The organism is Xanthomarina sp. GH4-25 (assembly GCF_045363175.1).
Classification (GTDB): Bacteria; Bacteroidota; Bacteroidia; order Flavobacteriales; family Flavobacteriaceae; genus Xanthomarina.
Genome location: NZ_JBJFLO010000001.1, coordinates 226,532 through 244,755, shown reverse-complemented (window position 1 = coordinate 244,755; position 18,224 = coordinate 226,532). Strand labels below are relative to the sequence as shown.

The following is an 18,224-nucleotide window of genomic DNA, read 5'->3' as shown; positions in this document are numbered from 1 at the left end:
CATTATTTTTTTGTGAAAATATTAAAGTTGCTGCCATAAGCATAAGTACACTTATAATGAGCCTTTTCATGTTAAATAGAATAATTGATTAATAGCAGTGCTAAATTACTAAAAAAGAGCATACAGGAAGTTGCATTTATCAATTTTTCGTTGATTTACAAATTAAATCAGACAAACGACATTTCACTTGATTTTTGACCAAAAAAAAACCTGTTTTTACACAGGATTTTTTTTTAACTTAAAGAAAATGTTTATTTGGTAAATAACAATTCTCTGTATTTTGTTAATGGCCAAAGTTCATCATCCACCAACAGTTCTAACTTATCGCAATGATATCTAATTTCATCAAAAATTGGTTTCACTTTGTTACAATAAGCACTAGCTTTTTCTTCTAAGTTTTCAATGTTATTAGCTACTTTTCTTTCATTCGTCATTTTGGTAACATTCGAATTAATAGATTCGATATGACCAGAAATTTCTTCAATAAGAGTCATTTGCTCCTTAGCTAGTTTTTTAAATCCTGTACCATAAATTTCTTTTAAACCCTTGACGTTTTTAATCAATCTATTTTGATATCTAACTGCTATTGGAACCACGTGATTTCTAGCAACATCACCTAAAACACGACCTTCTATTTGAATATGCAACACATATTCTTCCATTTCAATTTCGTAACGAGAAATAGATTCAACCTTATTCATAACTCCTAAATCTTCAAAAAGACTTAAAGTCTTTTTAGACACTTTTGCTTTTAAGGCTTCAGGAGTTGTTTTATGATTACTCAATCCACGTTTTTTGGCTTCTTTTTCCCATGCTTCACCATAACCATTTCCTTCAAATAAAATGTTTTTAGATTTTTTAATATACTCTCTTAATATATTAAAGATAGCCTCGTCTTTCTTTAAACCTCTACTTTTAATTAGGGCGTCGACTTCTTTCTTAAACTCAATTAACTGATTAGCAACTATGGTATTTAAAACAGTCATTGGATTAGCACAATTAGCTGTTGAACCAACGGCTCTAAACTCAAATTTATTTCCAGTAAAAGCAAAAGGAGATGTTCTGTTTCTATCTGTATTATCTAATAAAATTTCAGGAATTTTTCCAACCACATTTAATTTAAGGTCTGTTTTTTCTTCTGGAGACAACTTACCATTTGTAACGTTCTGTAATTCATCTAAAACACTAGTTAGCTGTTCTCCTATAAATACTGAAATAATAGCCGGAGGCGCTTCGTTAGCACCTAATCTATGATCATTACTAGCAGAAGCTATAGATGCTCTTACTAATTCTTCGTTATCATAAACAGCTTTAATAGTATTTACAAAAAAGGTTAAGAACTGAAGATTACTCATAGGTGTTTTTCCTGGACCTAATAAATTTACTCCAGTATTAGTACTTAAACTCCAGTTGTTATGTTTTCCAGACCCATTAACACCTTTAAAAGGTTTTTCGTGAAACAGGACTTTAAAATCATGACGTTCAGCTACTTTATCCATCACATCCATTAATAAGGAATTATGGTCTACAGCTAAATTGGCTTCATCGAAAACTGGAGCTAATTCGAACTGATTTGGAGCTACTTCGTTATGTCTGGTTTTAACGGGAATACCAAGCAACATGCATTCTGTTTCAAGATCACGCATATATTGCATAGCTCTGTTTGGAATGGTACCAAAATAATGGTCGTCTAATTGTTGTCCCTTTGCAGAAGAATGACCAAGTAACGTCCTTCCAGTTAACTGAATATCTGGTCTAGAAGCAGCGAGACCCCTATCTATTAAAAAATATTCTTGTTCCCAACCTAAAGAAGCATTTACTTTTTTAACATTTTTATCAAAATACTTACAAACGTCTACAGCAGCATTATCAATTGCTTGCAAAGCTCTTAATAGAGGCGTTTTGTAATCTAAAGCTTCACCAGTATAAGATACAAACACTGTAGGAATACATAAGGTTGTACCATAAATAAAAGCAGGAGATGTTGGATCCCAAGCTGTATAACCACGAGCTTCAAAGGTGTTTCTAATTCCTCCATTAGGAAAGCTAGAAGCATCTGGTTCTTGTTGAACTAATTGTCCTCCTCCAAATTTTTCAATGGCACGTCCATTACCTATAGGCTCAAAAAAAGCATCGTGTTTTTCGGCAGTAGAACCTGTTAAAGGTTGAAACCAGTGTGTATAATGCGTTGCTCCTTTAGAAATAGCCCATTCTTTCATTCCTGTTGAGATATGATCTGCAACAACTCTATCGATTTTAGTGCCATTTTGCATGGCATCCATAACGCTATTAAATGCTTCTTTTGTTAAATATTGACGCATCTTATCTTCGTTAAAAACATTCTGTCCAAAAAGTTCGGATCTACGAACTTTTTCTTCAATCTTAATAGGTTTTCTATTTAGTGATTTTTTAATTGCGTGAAATCTTAAAGTTGACATAATCTATTTGTTAGTTGTAAGTGGTTATATGGGGCAAATTTATAAAAAATATCGAAAAACAAACAAGCAACCCCTATTTTTTTAGGGGTTACTTGTAAAAAATATCGAAAAACAAGATAGACTACCCTATTTATCGTTTAAAAATGCTAAAATTATAAACATTGAATAGGCTGTTAAAATAACAAATCCCTTAAGCCTTCCAATTTCGAACTTTTTTGGAAGTAACATAAAAGGGATTAAGATAAATGCAAAGCCCAACATCCAGAAAATGTCATTTGTCAAAATTTTTGGGTTATCTAGCCCTATAGGAGATATCATAGCAGTTATTCCAAGAACAGACGCAATATTAAAAATATTAGAACCAATTAAATTCCCTAAAGAAATGGCTTTTTCTTGTTTTAAGGCTGCAATTACCGATGCCGCTAATTCTGGAACACTCGTCCCAATAGCTACCATGGTTACAGAAATAACACGTTCGCTAACACCAAAATTAAAGGCCATTTCTTTAGCTCCTTGAACCAACCACTCACTACCAAAATAAAGAGCAAATCCACCAATTAACAGCCAAATAATCAACTTAATATTAGACGTCTTTTTTAAGGCATCATTTACTTCTTCAACAGGTTCTAAATTATTATTTTTTGATTTCTTAATTAATATATATAGAAAAACAATTAGTGAAAGAAATAAAATCAAACCTTCATTAAAATCTAAGACATTTCCACTTTTTAAAAAAAAGTACAGGACAATGGATAAGAGCATCATCATCGGCCAATTAAGTTTATAGAAGTCGTGACTAATTGTTAAAGGCGAAATAATTGCTGTGATACCTAAAACCAATCCTATGTTAGCAATATTAGAACCAATGACATTTCCTAGTGCAATGTCTGGAGAACCATCTAATGCGGCTTGTAAACTAACTAATAATTCTGGAGCCGAAGTTGCAAAAGACACTACTGTCATCCCAATTACAAGCTTAGATATATTAAATTTAAACGATAAAGCAACCGAAGCTCTCACTAAAAACTCTCCACCAACAACTAATAAAATTAACCCTAATACAACCCAAACTAAACTCATAAACAAAATTTTTGGCGAAGATAACATTTCCTAAGATAAGTTAATGAAAACTAAAAATTTCGTTAAATAACTATATTGGTAGTTGTATAACTAGAAAAATAGTTATATGTTTGAATTATAAAATTAACATCATGCAAAAACTCACAAATAAAGAAGAAGAAATTATGCATATTTTATGGGTGCTAGAAAAAGCATTTGTTAAAGATGTGCTTGCTGAAATAAAAGAAGACAAACCACATTATAATACACTTTCAACTATTATAAGAAATTTAGAAGAGAAAGGTTATGTAGGCTATCATGCTTATGGCAAAACACATCAGTATTTCCCTATTATAACAAAAGAAGCTTATAAAGAACGTTTTATGAATACAGCCATAGACAACTATTTTAATAGCTCTTACAAGAATGTGGTTTCCTTTTTTGCTAAAGAAGAAAAAATAAGTGTCGAAGATTTAAAAGAAATCATAGCCTTAATTGAAAACAAAGAGTAATTATGGAATATTTTATTAAAGCATCAGTCGTTTTAGGCATTTTTTACATCTGTTACAAACTATTTCTACAAAAAGAAACATTTTATAATGCCAATAGATGGTACCTGTTTTTAGGCTTATTAGTGTCAACTTTAGTTCCTTTATTAGTTATTCCAATCTATGTTGAATATACAGAATTAACATTGCCAAACAGTTTAGTATCTGATAGCTCATTAAACGATACTGTTGAGAATTCCATTACTTTTTTTCAATTGATTAATTGGATCTATTTATTTGGTTTTGCTTTCTTTTTTGGAAAGTTAGTTATCGAATTTGCCTCTTTGTTTGTACTCATAAAAAACAATAAAAAAAAGAAAGTAGGCCGTTTCACATTTATTGAAACAACAAACAATGTACCTCCTTTTTCTTTTTTTAACTGGATTGTATATAATCCTAGTCACTTTCATGAAAACGAGTTATTACATATTATTAATCATGAAAAAGTGCATGCTAAACAATTTCATTCAATAGATGTTATGCTGTGTCAAATAAGTTGCATCGTGTTTTGGATAAACCCAATTTGTTGGCTATACAAAAAAGAATTACAACAAAATTTAGAGTTCATTGCAGACAATAAAGCCCAAGAAATTTCCGAATGTGAGAAAAGTTACCAACGTTTATTAGTTAAAGCTAGTTTAACCAACCATCAATTGATGGTTACAAATAATTTTTATAATTCATTAATCAAAAAACGAATCGTTATGTTACACAAATCAAAATCAAACAAATTAAATGTTTGGAAGCTATTTTTAGTTCTTCCACTATTAGGGCTCTTTTTAATGAGCTTTAACACCAAAGAAGTTTATATTAATACTTCTGGTTTAGATCAAACCTTAACCACTAATTTATCAGAAAAAGCTACTGTGATTATCACTAAAGATTTCACAGATACAGAATTAGAAAAAATTAAAAACAAATTGTTACAGGAAGGATTGACATTAAAATTTAAAGGCGTTAAGCGAAATACAGCTAATGAAATTATCGCCATTAAAATTGATGTCAAATCTAAGGAGTCTAGTGCTAATTATAACACAAATGGTATGGCACCAATTGCTCCTATTAAAATTAGTTTTAATACAGACGGAAATCAAATTTCTATTGGAAACGTTTCTATTCAATCCAGCAAACACACAATGGCTTTTATAACTAAAGATGGACATGCACATAAAATAAATTCTAGTGATGAGAGTGAAAATGTTTTTGTTTTATCTACAGATGATAAGGACTCTAACAAAGAATTTGAAATTGTATCTAATGGCGGTATCGTTTTTACTAGCGAAGATGGCGAAATACAAACTATTAAAGATGGAGATGGTACTATCGAGATCATTACAATTTCTGATGATGGAGATGGAGAAACATTAGTCTATGATACTAAGAGTCACGGCAAGTCTAAAAAAGTATGGCTTACAAAAGAAGAAACATCGGGTGACCATGAAGAAAAAAACTATGAAGTAAAAATTATATCTCCTGATAAAGATGGCCTTCATTTTACGACTCAAGACCCTCATACAAAACAAAAAGTAAAAATTGTGAAAATGAATGCTAAAGATGGGGCTGTTATTACAAACAATGGTGGAACACCACTTTTTTTCATAGATGGAAAAGAAATTACTAAAGAAGAGATGGAAAAAATTAACCCAGACATCATAGCTAGTGTCAATGTATTAAAAGGTGAGAAAGCTATTGAAAAGCATGGTGAGAAAGCTAAAGACGGCATTGTAGAGATTATAACTAAAAAATAAAACCTCAAAGTAACTTTATAAAAAAACCCCAACATAAGTGTGGGGTTTTTTCAATATAAATCGTTCTTATTTAATCAAAATCTTTTTTTCAATTGATTTATCATCTGAAGTTAATTTAACCAGGTACAATCCAGAATTTAGAGTTAAATCTACAAAAGTATTATTATTAATTTTTTGGGATAACAATTGTCTACCATCTACTGAGAACACATCGATTTTTGTTTCGGAAGTGATACCGTTTATAAACAACCTACCACTTGTTGGGTTAGGATATAAACTCACTTTTAATTCTTGAGCTTCAGCAATACTTAAATTTTGTTCCCAAGTTTCACCAACCATATTTCCCCAGATATATTCTATTAAATCTGGCTGATCAATAAAGGGATTTCTATTAAACTGCCAGTTGTAAATAACGTTATTTCTGTTCATTTCAAAATCGTCTGGAGGATCATTTCTATGCCACTCTAACAAGGTTTGTAAATCTCCTAACTGTCCAGGGATGCCATCTGGATAACCATTAACAATTTCTAAACCGTTATATCTTACAGCTAAATAAAAAACGCCTCTGGCAACATCTCCTTTAAAACCACCTAAGGTTCCAGTTGGTCCATTATATTCGCCATAAAACTGATTGCCACGACTGCTATTTTCTGGACCATCTACAGCTCTTAACCCATGAGCATCGGAGTTTCCATGACGTAAAGAATCGGCTTTAGTTGTCCAAAACACATCTATACCATCTGCAATTTCATCTTCTTCAATACTATAATATCCTGCTCTTGATCTTGGGAAAGTATGTTCTCTGTTCCATTTTCCAGTATTTACAGAAGATAGTTGAAAATCTAATTTAGCACGACCTTGTTCTTGGTATACCAACCAAACCTGATTGCTGTTTTCAGGGTTTTGGTCTGCCTCTTTTAAAATATCAATAACATCGGTATATGTTTGGGCTCTAACCACATTCGGATCCGCAATAATATCTTGTAAAGCCTGACGTAAATCAACACCAGACAACTGATCCAAGCTGCTATAATACCCATCAGGTTGCGTGCTAGACACTATACCATAAGTGGCATTTATTGGTGTACCGAAAGCAGCCATTGTAAAATCGTTATCAACCACTCGGAGCTTTAAGAAATTATTATTAGGTATGTATGGCCATTGTAGGTTTGAAAACTTTACAAGTGGCTCTTCGTCTCCTTCATCTAAAGTATCATCTATTAAAGTAATGGTTGTAGAAATGGTATTTTGACCAGATGGAATTGTAATTGTAGTATTTCCAGTAAAATCGTCTGTTGTAAAACCATAATTATCTAATGTAAAACTAAATTCGAAATTGGAGGTTACATTTTGTTGTGCTGTAAAGACTATATCAAAAACATCACCTTCATTGTATTGAGTTTGCGAAGTAGAAATAGAAATAGCATTAAAAATATCTCCACTACCATCATTCAATAATCTAGGTGTAGGAGTTGTTACTGTATAACTTCCATCGTTATTACGTTGAATAGAATTTGTATTATTACTTGAGCCTTCATTAATTTGCTCAGTAACCCCTAAAAGGGCCATTAATTCAGTATCATCTGCATCACTTGTATCATAAACTAAAGCATCAATTAAATTCGTTTGAGTTGCAAGAGTGCCCTCAGGAAAATCCGTTTCATCACCTAAATATATAGCAACAGCATCTGCTCCATTTTGAATCACATTAGCTGCTATTAATAATTGAGGAAATGGCTCAACAGCATCACTTCCAATTAAAAGCAAACCATTATTATCTGTAGTAAATCCATCTAAATCAATTGTGAAATAGCTTGAATCTGCACCAGATGAAGAACCGTTAAAAAACACCAACACATAGCCATCCAGTAAGGCGTTTGGAGTATCGGATTTTAATTCTACAAATTCTTTATCATCTATTCCTGGAGAATCACAATCTAGTTCGTTTATTACTAATTGTGCATAAGAAAGTTGTCCTAGCATTAGGAAACTTATTAAAGTAATTATTTGTTTCATTCGGGAGAATTTTAGCAAATGTAATCAACTCTTTGACTTAATTTCGTTTCTGAATTATTAAATAGTTAATTTTAACACTTTATGAATAAAAAAAGGAATGTATCTTTGCAATAAGATGACAAAAAAATTCTTTAAAATACTCGCTAAATTAAATAAAATAATACTTCCAAGCTATACAAAACAACGTTTAGACTTAAGTAAAGCCAGTAAATTTCAAATGGCTATTTTTGGTTGGAAACTTTATGTTACCAAAAACGCCCTAGATTAATTCAAGTTTTTTTTGAAATTTCATTTAAAAAGGAATATATTTGCATCCTCAAAAATGGCCTCGTGGCGCAACTGAATAGCGCACTTGATTACGGCTCAAGAGGTTACTGGTTTGAATCCAGTCGAGGTCACTAATAAAACCAGTATCTTACAACGTTTTTGTAAATACTGGTTTTTTCATTTGCACACTATTTTCAGAAAAAACAAGATTTCTTTTTTAACCTTTTTAAAGTTTAATTCACCTCTATTTAGAACCAACATTTAACAACACTTTAGATTTAAATTCTCTTTAACAAGGCAAACAATTCATAAATTTGTTAAGTAGAAGAATGAAAACTGAAAAGACCATATGGACTATTGGGCACTCTACCAGAACAAAGGAAGAGTTTATAGATATGTTGCAATCTTTTAATATTCTAAAATTAGCAGATGTTAGACAATTTCCAGGTTCTAAAAAATTTCCACAATACAATAAAGAGGCATTAAAAACCACTTTAAAACAACATCAAATCGATTATTTTCATTTCCTATCATTAGGAGGTCGAAGAAAAGTAAATCCCGATTCGAAAAATACGGTTTGGAACCATCCTTCTTTTAGAGCTTATGCTGATTATATGGAAACTGAAAAGTTTAAGGAAGCCCTTAGAGAACTTGAAGCATTCGCAACTAATGAAAGGACTGCCATTATGTGCTCAGAAGCAGTGTGGTGGAGTTGTCATCGTTCTATGATTGCTGATGCTTTAAAATCTAAAGGATGGCAAGTTTATCATATTATGAATCTTAATAAACAAACGGAACACCCATATACCAAACCAGCAAAAATAATTGATGGTCTATTAAGCTATCATAATTAGAGCCTCCTTGACTATGAATCTATTGTTTGTTTATTTTACAATTTTGTTTGGTTTTTTATCTAACGAAACTTCAATATTAACTATCTAAATTAGGATTATTGATAAAATTCATGGTCACATTAAAAAAGCTATTTAACCATACTATTAGATTCATATCAATTCCTATTATTCCATGCACATCCAAAAACTACATACCATCCAAAATCACCATTAGACCAGGCCACATCAATACCAGTTCTTATTTTAAATTTACGTGCAATTAAATACCGGAAACCACCTCCATAATTATATACTAGTAGTGAATCATTAAATGACACTTTTTCTGTTGGCGCTTTTGCTAAACCAGCAAAACCAATAGCGCTCCATCTAAACGCAAAATCGTACCTTTGTTCAGTTTCTAACACATAGACCTGATTTCCCTGATATCTTGCCATTGGCACTCCACGTAATGAAACACTAGGTTCTAAATAAAATGGTGCATCACCAAATTGAAACTGCGTGTCTAAACGTAAGCCACTAACCCATTTTGGAGATACTTGAAAATACTTAATGATTGCCAGGTTAAAATTTTGAAAATTATAATCACTTCCTGTCCAGTCTGCATTTACACGATATTCTGAAGTTATGTACCATCCAGAATCAGGTGTAAAAACATTATCACGTTTGTCGTATTCCATATTAACACCCAAACTACTAATATTACTTTTTAAATCTTTTTCTTTTACAAAATCGGGTAATTCAAAATGCTCGAATTCTGGAGTTATTTTATTTAATCCGTAAAAATATTCTAATCCTAAAAACAAACCTGTATCGCTTATCTCTCTTAAAACGGAAGCAAATGCACCAATAATTCTAAAATTAAAATTAAATTCCTGCTCACCAACAAGAGGTAGGTTTCTATAGAAATCCATATTAACATCACCATAAACAGCTCCAACTCTATACTTTAAATGATACTTTGGTAAAGATGCCATACGCATACCTCCAAAACCCCAAGTTTTATTTGCCGTATACCCAATAAATCCAGCAGTTATATTTGGTGGAATATACTTTCCTTCTTCTTGCACTTTATTAGGTTTAATAAAAACAGGAGCTAGCATAAGTCCTAAACCACCTAATGCTGGCTCGGTAACAATCTGTGGAACGGGAATAAAACCATTGTAGTCTATTAAAGCATCACTCATGTCCAGCTGTCCATCCAATGAATCTTTTAATACTTTTAAACTAAATTTCTGATTTTTATCTTTAGAAGAATTAGGTTTTGTTTGAGCTGAAACGAAAAGCAATTTGAAACAAAAAATAATTATTAAAAAAATTACTTTTATATTAAACTGAAAGAAGAATGGTCGCATAAAAAACTTTTTAAAAAATTTAGGTTATTATTAAAGATAAATTTCTAACCCAAACCTTAGTAATAATAAAATACACTTTTTGAATTTAGAGAATTTCCAAATTCATATTTTTTTAAAGCAACCATATTAGACACTTACTCTAGGTTCTATTTATTGTATTGTCTAATTTAAACTCGCTTTTATCATAAAGCATTTTATATAATTACTGCAACAATTTAATTCGCTTATGCTTAAAAAAATATGGTTTCTGCAACGACATTTACAGTTAAATTTTTTAGTAAAATACACAATTGAATTTATTTCATCATTCTTGTCAACTTAAAGAACTTCTTGTAACTTTCAGGAATGTTGGAAATATCCAATAATGATCCTGGCACCATATATGGGTAAATCTCTTCATACGTTTGCACATTGTACAAACCTACTCTTTTACTTATATGGCTACGGTCTAGTTCTTCTGGACCATTAAGTCCAGCAGCAGCTACTAATTCTAAGAAACTATGGATAGTTGCTTCATGATATCTTTTTGCTCTTGGTGCTTTATCGTCAACTACCAACCCTTTTATTAATGAACGGTTTTGAGTTGCAACACCAACAGGACAGGTATTTGTATTACATTGTAAGGCTTGTATACAGCCAATAGAAAGCATCATAGCACGTGCACTGTTGCAACCATCTGCACCTAATGCCATGGCTCTAGCCATATGAAAACCTGTTATTATTTTCCCAGCAACTATGACTTTAATATCATCTCTTAATCCAAATCCTACTAAGGTGTCGTGAACAAAAATAAGTCCTTCTCTCAGAGGCATACCCATTGAATTTGAAAATTCAACTGGAGCAGCACCTGTACCTCCTTCTCCACCATCAACTGTAATAAAATCTGGTTGAATTCCTGTATAAATCATGGCTTCACAAAAATCCATAAATTCTTGTTTTCTACCCAAACACAATTTAAAGCCAATTGGTTTCCCATCAGATAGATCCCTTAGTTTTTTAATAAAATACATAAACTCAATAGGATCAGAAAATGCAGAATGGGAAGGTGGTGAATGCACTGCGATATGTGGTTTGATATGCCTAATTCTTGCAATTTCTTCAGTATTCTTAGACGCTGGCAAAATTCCACCATGACCTGGTTTTGCTCCTTGAGATAATTTTATTTCAATCATCTTTACTTCAGGCAGGATTGCATTTTCTCTAAAAGTAACCTCATTAAAAGTACCATCATCATGTCTACAACAAAAATAACCTGTTCCTATTTGCCAAATTAGATCTCCACCATACTTTAAATGGTAATCACTAATCCCACCTTCACCAGTATTATGAGCAAAATTTCCCATTTTAGCTCCTTTATTCAATGCCATAATTGCATTATCACTTAAAGAACCAAAACTCATAGCTGAAATATTAAGCAGACTTGAAGAATAAGGTTGCTTACAATCTTTTCCTCCAATTAATAATCTTGGAAACTCACCAATATCTTTAGGATTATTTTTTGCATACATGGAGTGCTCCATCCATTCGTAACCTGAATGATAAATATCCATTTGAGTTCCAAATGGTTCTGTATCATTTTGTCCCTTAGCTCTTTGATAAACTAAAGATCTTAAGATACGGTTTATTGGTCGTCCTTGCGTATCTGTTTCTACAAAGTATTGCATAATTTCAGGTCTAATAGACTCCAACATATACCTGATACGACCAATAAGTGGAAAGTTTCTTCTTATACTACGTTTTTTTTGAAGCAAATCAAAAACACCTAAAAGAATAAGCGGAATTACAACGAAGTAAGCCCATAAAATTGGTGGCCAAAGAAGTGCAAGTAAAGCTATGGACACCGTTAAAACAATTGAAATAATTATAAAATATTCACGAACTTTCATAAAGTAAATTAATTATCATGTTAAAAAGAAGCCATCCTAAATAGTGGTTTTCTTTATCCAAAATCTAAATTAAAAAAATATATCAATCTAGTCTATAATTTCTTAAACTATTATAGTAATTGTTTTTAGTTATAAAAAATAACTCTTGAAAAATTAATACAAGATGTGTAACTATATTTTTTGTTGATTTTTTTGGTTTATTATTGTTTAAAACAAAATTTATGTGACATGTAACTCCTGTTTAACTCAGCATAATTTGACTGCTATGCTTATACTTGTTTTAAACTATTTCTGCGCTTAAGCCAGCTTCTAACAACATCGAACATCTTGGTTCTAATTCTTTATAAGAACCAGTTTTTACAGTACATTTTCCTTTATAGTGAACAATTATTGAGCATTGTTCTGCTTGTTCTGCAGTGTGTTCGCAAGCGTATATAAGTGTATTTATAACATGATCGAACGTATTTACATCGTCGTTATACAATACAATTTCATTGTTGTTTTGCTCTAAAGTGTCAACACTATTTTGCTCCTGTATTTTTTCTTTAGTACCCATTTAAAAAAAAATTATTATCTAATTTAAAAATTTTAATGCTACCCATTGATTTTTTTCGATAGTCTCTACAAGTTTTAATTGATGCTTATTGCATGATTCTTCTATTACTGAAATGTCATCTTTGTAAAACCCACTTAAGAAAAGTACGCCATTTGAGTTTAAACATTTTGTATACGTCTCCATATCGTTTAGCAAAATATTTCGATTGATGTTTGCAATAATAATATCATATTTATTTCCTTTTAACAAATTAGCATCACCTTCTAACACGGTTATATGTTTGCAATGATTACGCTCAACGTTTTCTAAACTATTAATATAACACCAATTATCATAATCTATAGCATCAATTGGTTTAGCACCTTTCATTTCTGCAAGTATTGCTAAAACACCAGTACCACAACCCATATCTAAAACTGATTTTCCTTCAAAATTAGTTTTTAAAATATGCTGAATCATCATATGAGTGGTTTCATGATGCCCTGTTCCAAAACTCATTTTAGGTTCGATAATGATATCATATTTTGTGTCTGGCTTCTCATGAAAAGGTGCTCGTACGGAACAAACATTATCAACAATGATGGGATTAAAATTCTTTTCCCATTCCTGATTCCAGTTAACTTGTTCAATTTCGTTAAACGAATAATGAATTTCAAACTCTCCTGAACTTAAAATTTGAATATCTTCTAAAACGGCATCGTGCCAGTCGTCTTTTTGAATATAAGCCGTAACACCTTCTTCTGTTTCTACAAAACTTTCAAAACCTGCATAACCTAATTCTGCAATTAAAATTTCGGTAGCTGGCTGTAAAGGAGATACCTTAAAATCGTAACCAATATAAATAATATTCGACATCTTTAAAAAGCGTTTACAATAGCGTAAAAATCATCAGCTTTAAGCGCAGCACCACCAATTAAACCGCCATCGACATCTGGTTTTGAAAATATTTCCTTGGCATTAGTTGGCTTCACCGATCCTCCATATAAAATAGACACAGAGTTTGCTGTTTCTTGACCATATTTTTTTGCTAAGGTTTTTCTAATAAACCCATGCATGTCTTGAGCTTGTTCAGGACTTGCTGTTTCTCCTGTTCCAATAGCCCAAACAGGCTCGTAAGCTAAAACGATATTCTTAAAGTTATCTGCTTCTAAATGAAATAATGCCTTTTTTATCTGATTTTCAACAATAGTTTCGTGGTTTCCTGATTTTCTATCTACAAGTTCCTCCCCAAAACAAAAAATAACTCGCATTTTATTGTTCAAAGCTGTATCAACTTTTTTTGCAAGCAACTCATCGGTTTCATTAAAATAAGCTCGACGTTCACTATGCCCTAGAATCACCGTTTGTACGCCAACACTTTTAAGCATCTCTGCACTTATCTCTCCTGTATATGCGCCAGATTCTGCAAAGTGCATGTTCTGTGCAATGACTTCAATTTTTGAGTTTTTTAAAGTCTCGAAAGCAGACCAAAGGTTTGTAAACGTTGGAGCAATCATTACTTCAGCATTAGAAGTTTGTGATTGTTTTTTTAATTCGGTAATTAATGATTGCGTCATTGCTAAATCATTATTCATTTTCCAGTTTCCTGCAACGATATGTTTTCTCATAATTCTTTTATTCTAATGTTACTTTTGGATCTAACCAAGCGTAAATAATATCTACAAAAATATTAATTATTATAAAGAGTAACGCTATAATTAACACAGAACCCATAATAACGGGTAAATCTAATGTGTTTAAAGCATTTACAATTTCTTTACCTAAACCATTCCAACCAAAAATATACTCTACAAAAACAGCCCCAGCCAACATAGAAGCAAACCAACCAGATATAGCTGTAACTACTGGATTTAAAGCATTTTTAACAGCATGTTTTCTAATAATTTGAAACTCAGTTAAACCTTTAGCTCTGGCAGTTCGGATAAAATCTTGATTAAAAACTTCCAATAACGAATTTCTCATGAGCTGAATTACAACTGCCAAAGGACGGATGCCTAACACAATAGCTGGCAAGATTAAATTTTTCCATTGAATGTGCATGGCTTCACCATAATCGTCTAATTCGTATAAACTACCTGTCATTTCCAGATTGGTAAATGCATGAAGTACGTATCCAAACAACCAAGCAAATAAAATAGCACTAAAAAAAGAAGGTACACTCATTCCAATAGTGCTTACAATTTGAATGAGTTTATCCAACCAAGTATCTTTATACAACGCTGATACAACTCCTAAAGTCAAGCCAATTAATAGAGCTATACAAATAGCACTTACGGCTAATACAAAGGTGTTAGGCAAGGTTTCTGCCAACACCTGACTCACTTTTTTTCCTTGTTTGGTAAAAGATTCTCTTAAATATGGAAACTTTAAAACGGTTGTAGAATTACCTAAAGAGAACAACGGAACAGCTGTATATTTGCCATCTCTTAAATAGGTGTACTCTGTTTCAGTTTTTGAGTGAAATGATATAGGAGACAAATCGTTTAAGTAATAGAAATACTGCGTACTTATAGGTTTATCGAAACCATATTTTTGTTTAACTAATGCTAATTGTGCACTGTCTTCATTCTGGCCAAGCATCATTTGTGCAGGATCTCCGGGAAGTACATTAAATAAAAAGAATATGACAGTGACTACTCCAAATAAAGTGAGTAATGCGTAAAAAATTTTATTTAATAGATAGTTTATCAGATTATTCTTTCTTTAATATAATTTCAACGATTGAATCCAAATCTACAATTCCCATTTCTCTAATAATTGTTGAATCTTTAATAACATTTAACGACTCTATTGTTTCGGGATCAATTTGATCTACATAAGATTTTTCGTATTGAACTCCATCAATGATATATAGTAATTTCTCTTCAACAACAATTTCAAGCTCAGGCTCAGGTTTACGTTCTACATCTGGTAAACTTATATCTTCCAAATCGTTCCAATGTACTTTTTGGATAACGGTTCCTTTTTTTAATTTTAAAATACCAGGGCTCGCACGAACAACTGTTTTTAAAGCTTTTTCATCTGAAAGGAAAAAATCGAAATTCAATTTGTACTGTGATTTCATTTGTTGCTTTGCTTCTTCACCAGAAGCTGTTAAACCAATAACTGTGTAACCTTTTTTAATGGCTTCGTCTGAAAATGTTTTCAATTTTACCACACCTTCTTTTTCAGCTGTGTCCAAATTATACATCACAATCATGATTAAATTGTCTTTGTTTAAATAATATTCGGTAAAATCTTCATCCATCGTTTCAATGGAAAAATCTTTTACAGGAGGATCATAACCTTCTTCTATAATTTTTGTTTCAACACCAACGTATTCCCCATCGACTTCAGGATAACTTCCATCGGTTACAAATTCTTTGTCTTCGCCATTCACTTTTAAAGTCCAAGTAAATTCTTGAACAGGTTTTGGCGCATCTTCAGGAATTATCATGCCTTCCATGATGTTTTTACCTACCGCATAAGCTCTAAAATCTATAGATGGTAAATGCATTAAAACATGGTATCCAAACCCTAGACAAGCAATAAAACTGAATAAAGCAACTACAGTTAATCCTAATTTACTAAATATAGGTTTAATGTGCTTTACACCAAAAAATAGAATTAAAATAAGTACTGATAAAATAACATCTTTATAAAAACTTTCCCAAGGAGTTAATGGAATGGCATCTCCAAAACAACCGCAATCTTTCACTTTTTCAAAGTATGCAGAATAAAATGTTAGGAAGGTAAAAAACACGATCATTCCCAACAAACTCCAAACTGTAAATTTAGGCTTGTAACCTATAAGTAAAAAGACACCCAAGATGACTTCAAAAATGACTACAAAAATGGAAATGGCTAGCGCATATGGTTCTAAAAATGTGATATTAAGTACATCTGCACTAAAATATTCTTGTAATTTATACGAAAACCCAAGAGGGTCGTTTAATTTTATTAATCCCGAGATAATAAATAAAACTCCAACAAGTATTCTACTTAACTGTACTATATATTTCATAAAATCTAATTTTTATTTATCGTTTAAATGTATCAAAGCAAAAACTGCATAATTAATCATATCTTGATAATTAGCATCTATACCTTCGCTTACTAATGTTTTTCCTTGATTATCTTCAATTTGTTTAACACGTAATAGTTTTTGTAAAATCAAATCGGTTAGACTACTTACTCGCATATCTCTCCAAGCCTCACCATAATCATGATTTTTATCCATCATAAGCTGTTTGGTAGTAGCCACTTTTTCGTCATAAAGTTTCGTAGCGTCATTAACAGATAAATCTGGTTGTTCTACGACACCTCTTTCAATTTGAACTAAAGCCATTACACAATAGTTTATGATGCCTATAAATTCACTTTCTTGTCCTTCATTTACTTTTTGAACTTCATTTTGTTGCAATCCACGAATACGTTGTGCTTTTATAAAAATTTGATCTGTAAGTGAAGGCAAGCGTAAAATGCGCCAAGCACTTCCATAATCGGACATTTTTTTTAAAAATAAATCTCTACATGTTTTTATAACTGCGTCGTATTGTTTTGAAGTATCTTGCATGAATTAAAATGAATTTTGCGTAAATTTCGCTTAAATAATTAAGAGTTCAAAGTTCTGTATTCAAAGTTTCATTTCTTTATCGAACTTTGACCATGAAATCTTAAATTTTAAACCTTTTTATGGCTATAAACTGCAAAGGCAACCTCATTGATTTATCGACTCCAAAGGTCATGGGAATATTAAATCTAACACCAGATTCTTTTTACGATGGTGGTAAATACAAAAACGAAAGCGACATTTTGTCTCAGGTTTATATGATGTTAAAATTTGGCGCCACCTTTATTGATATTGGAGCCTACAGTTCTCGACCAGATGCTAATCATATTTCTGAAGAAGAGGAGTTAAAACGACTTCTACCTATAATTACTTTAATTCTGAAGGAGTTTCCAGAAGTATTCATGTCTATTGACACCTTTAGAAGTCAAGTAGCTAAAGAAGGTGTAGAAGCTGGAGCTACTTTAATAAATGATATTTCAGCTGGAAAATTAGATGAACACATGTTAGAAACTGTTGCAAAACTTAAAGTCCCTTATATCATGATGCACATGAAAGGGACACCACAAACCATGCAGCAACAAACCAATTACGAGAATTTGACAAAAGACATCTTGTTCTATTTCTCTGAAAGAATTGCTAAAGCAAAAGCTCTTGGAATTTTAGATGTTATTGTTGATCCAGGTTTTGGATTTGCAAAAACACTTGAACAGAATTTTGAGCTTTTAAATCAATTAGAACTTTTTAAGATACTAGATAAACCCATTTTAACTGGCTTTTCCAGAAAATCTATGATTTATAAGACTTTAGGAAACTCTGCTAAAGAAGCATTAAATGGCACAAGTGTCTTAAACACAGTGGCTTTGCAGAAAGGAGCTACCATTCTACGGGTTCACGATGTAAAAGAGGCTGTTGAATGTGTTAAACTTATAGAACAATTAAAATCTTGAC

At 31.7% G+C, this 18,224-nt stretch carries 16 protein-coding genes and 1 tRNA gene; 6 read left to right on the top strand and 11 right to left on the bottom strand.

Going from position 1 to position 18,224, the window contains the following annotated elements:
* Positions 1-251: 251 nt before the first annotated feature.
* On the bottom strand, positions 252-2,438 hold the full coding sequence (locus ACI5KZ_RS01100; RefSeq protein ID WP_406846630.1) for a glutamine synthetase III: 2,187 nt from the start codon (positions 2,436-2,438) through the stop codon (positions 252-254).
* A gap of 126 nt (positions 2,439-2,564) precedes the next feature.
* A complete protein-coding gene (locus ACI5KZ_RS01095) occupies positions 2,565-3,518 on the bottom strand; it encodes a calcium/sodium antiporter (protein ID WP_109307685.1) in 954 nt (317 codons plus the stop codon).
* 131 nt (positions 3,519-3,649) lie between these two features.
* Here ACI5KZ_RS01095 and ACI5KZ_RS01090 point away from each other — a divergent pair, with 131 nt between their 5' ends.
* A complete protein-coding gene (locus ACI5KZ_RS01090) occupies positions 3,650-4,009 on the top strand; it encodes a BlaI/MecI/CopY family transcriptional regulator (protein ID WP_109307684.1) in 360 nt (119 codons plus the stop codon).
* 2 nt (positions 4,010-4,011) lie between these two features.
* On the top strand, positions 4,012-5,793 hold the full coding sequence (locus ACI5KZ_RS01085) for a M56 family metallopeptidase (RefSeq protein WP_406846629.1): 1,782 nt from the start codon (positions 4,012-4,014) through the stop codon (positions 5,791-5,793).
* Between the two features lie 66 nt (positions 5,794-5,859).
* Here the strand turns inward: ACI5KZ_RS01085 and ACI5KZ_RS01080 are convergent, their stop codons facing one another.
* Entirely contained in the window at positions 5,860-7,809 is a 1,950-nt protein-coding gene (locus tag ACI5KZ_RS01080; RefSeq protein ID WP_406846628.1) for an endonuclease, read from the bottom strand.
* 115 nt (positions 7,810-7,924) lie between these two features.
* Between ACI5KZ_RS01080 and ACI5KZ_RS01075 the strand changes: the two genes are divergently transcribed.
* From ACI5KZ_RS01075 to ACI5KZ_RS01065, 3 genes are all read left to right on the top strand, one after another.
* Positions 7,925-8,077 carry an SsrA-binding protein gene (locus tag ACI5KZ_RS01075; protein ID WP_109307681.1) on the top strand — a complete coding sequence of 51 codons (153 nt, stop codon included), beginning with the start codon at positions 7,925-7,927 and terminating at the stop codon, positions 8,075-8,077.
* Positions 8,078-8,133: 56 nt separating this feature from the next.
* Positions 8,134-8,207 (top strand) — tRNA-Arg (locus tag ACI5KZ_RS01070).
* Positions 8,208-8,405: 198 nt separating this feature from the next.
* Positions 8,406-8,930: a DUF488 family protein gene (locus ACI5KZ_RS01065; RefSeq protein ID WP_109307680.1), complete on the top strand. Its 525-nt coding sequence runs from the start codon at positions 8,406-8,408 to the stop codon at positions 8,928-8,930.
* Between the two features lie 155 nt (positions 8,931-9,085).
* Here the strand turns inward: ACI5KZ_RS01065 and ACI5KZ_RS01060 are convergent, their stop codons facing one another.
* The 8 genes from ACI5KZ_RS01060 to ACI5KZ_RS01025 form a co-directional block, all read right to left on the bottom strand.
* Positions 9,086-10,216, bottom strand: a complete 1,131-nt coding sequence (locus ACI5KZ_RS01060) for a BamA/TamA family outer membrane protein (RefSeq protein ID WP_406846627.1) — start codon at positions 10,214-10,216, stop codon at positions 9,086-9,088.
* Between the two features lie 362 nt (positions 10,217-10,578).
* A complete protein-coding gene (locus ACI5KZ_RS01055; protein ID WP_109307678.1) occupies positions 10,579-12,168 on the bottom strand; it encodes an FMN-binding glutamate synthase family protein in 1,590 nt (529 codons plus the stop codon).
* A gap of 280 nt (positions 12,169-12,448) precedes the next feature.
* Entirely contained in the window at positions 12,449-12,724 is a 276-nt protein-coding gene (locus ACI5KZ_RS01050; protein WP_109307677.1) for an ATP-dependent Clp protease adaptor ClpS, read from the bottom strand.
* 18 nt (positions 12,725-12,742) lie between these two features.
* Entirely contained in the window at positions 12,743-13,579 is an 837-nt protein-coding gene (gene prmA / locus ACI5KZ_RS01045) for a 50S ribosomal protein L11 methyltransferase (protein WP_406846626.1), read from the bottom strand.
* Positions 13,580-13,581: 2 nt separating this feature from the next.
* The gene (gene tpiA / locus ACI5KZ_RS01040; protein WP_109307675.1) at positions 13,582-14,331 is read right to left on the bottom strand and encodes a triose-phosphate isomerase; all 750 of its coding nucleotides are present in this window, start codon (positions 14,329-14,331) and stop codon (positions 13,582-13,584) included.
* A gap of 7 nt (positions 14,332-14,338) precedes the next feature.
* Positions 14,339-15,415, bottom strand: a complete 1,077-nt coding sequence (locus tag ACI5KZ_RS01035; protein WP_406846811.1) for an ABC transporter permease — start codon at positions 15,413-15,415, stop codon at positions 14,339-14,341.
* Between the two features lies 1 nt (position 15,416).
* On the bottom strand, positions 15,417-16,727 hold the full coding sequence (locus tag ACI5KZ_RS01030; protein ID WP_406846625.1) for a BT_3928 family protein: 1,311 nt from the start codon (positions 16,725-16,727) through the stop codon (positions 15,417-15,419).
* 12 nt (positions 16,728-16,739) lie between these two features.
* Entirely contained in the window at positions 16,740-17,279 is a 540-nt protein-coding gene (locus ACI5KZ_RS01025) for a DUF1599 domain-containing protein (RefSeq protein ID WP_406846624.1), read from the bottom strand.
* A 119-nt stretch (positions 17,280-17,398) separates the two neighbouring features.
* Between ACI5KZ_RS01025 and folP the strand changes: the two genes are divergently transcribed.
* Positions 17,399-18,223, top strand: coding sequence for a dihydropteroate synthase (gene folP, locus ACI5KZ_RS01020; protein WP_406846623.1), 825 nt, complete (start codon positions 17,399-17,401; stop codon positions 18,221-18,223).
* Position 18,224: the final 1 nt, after the last annotated feature.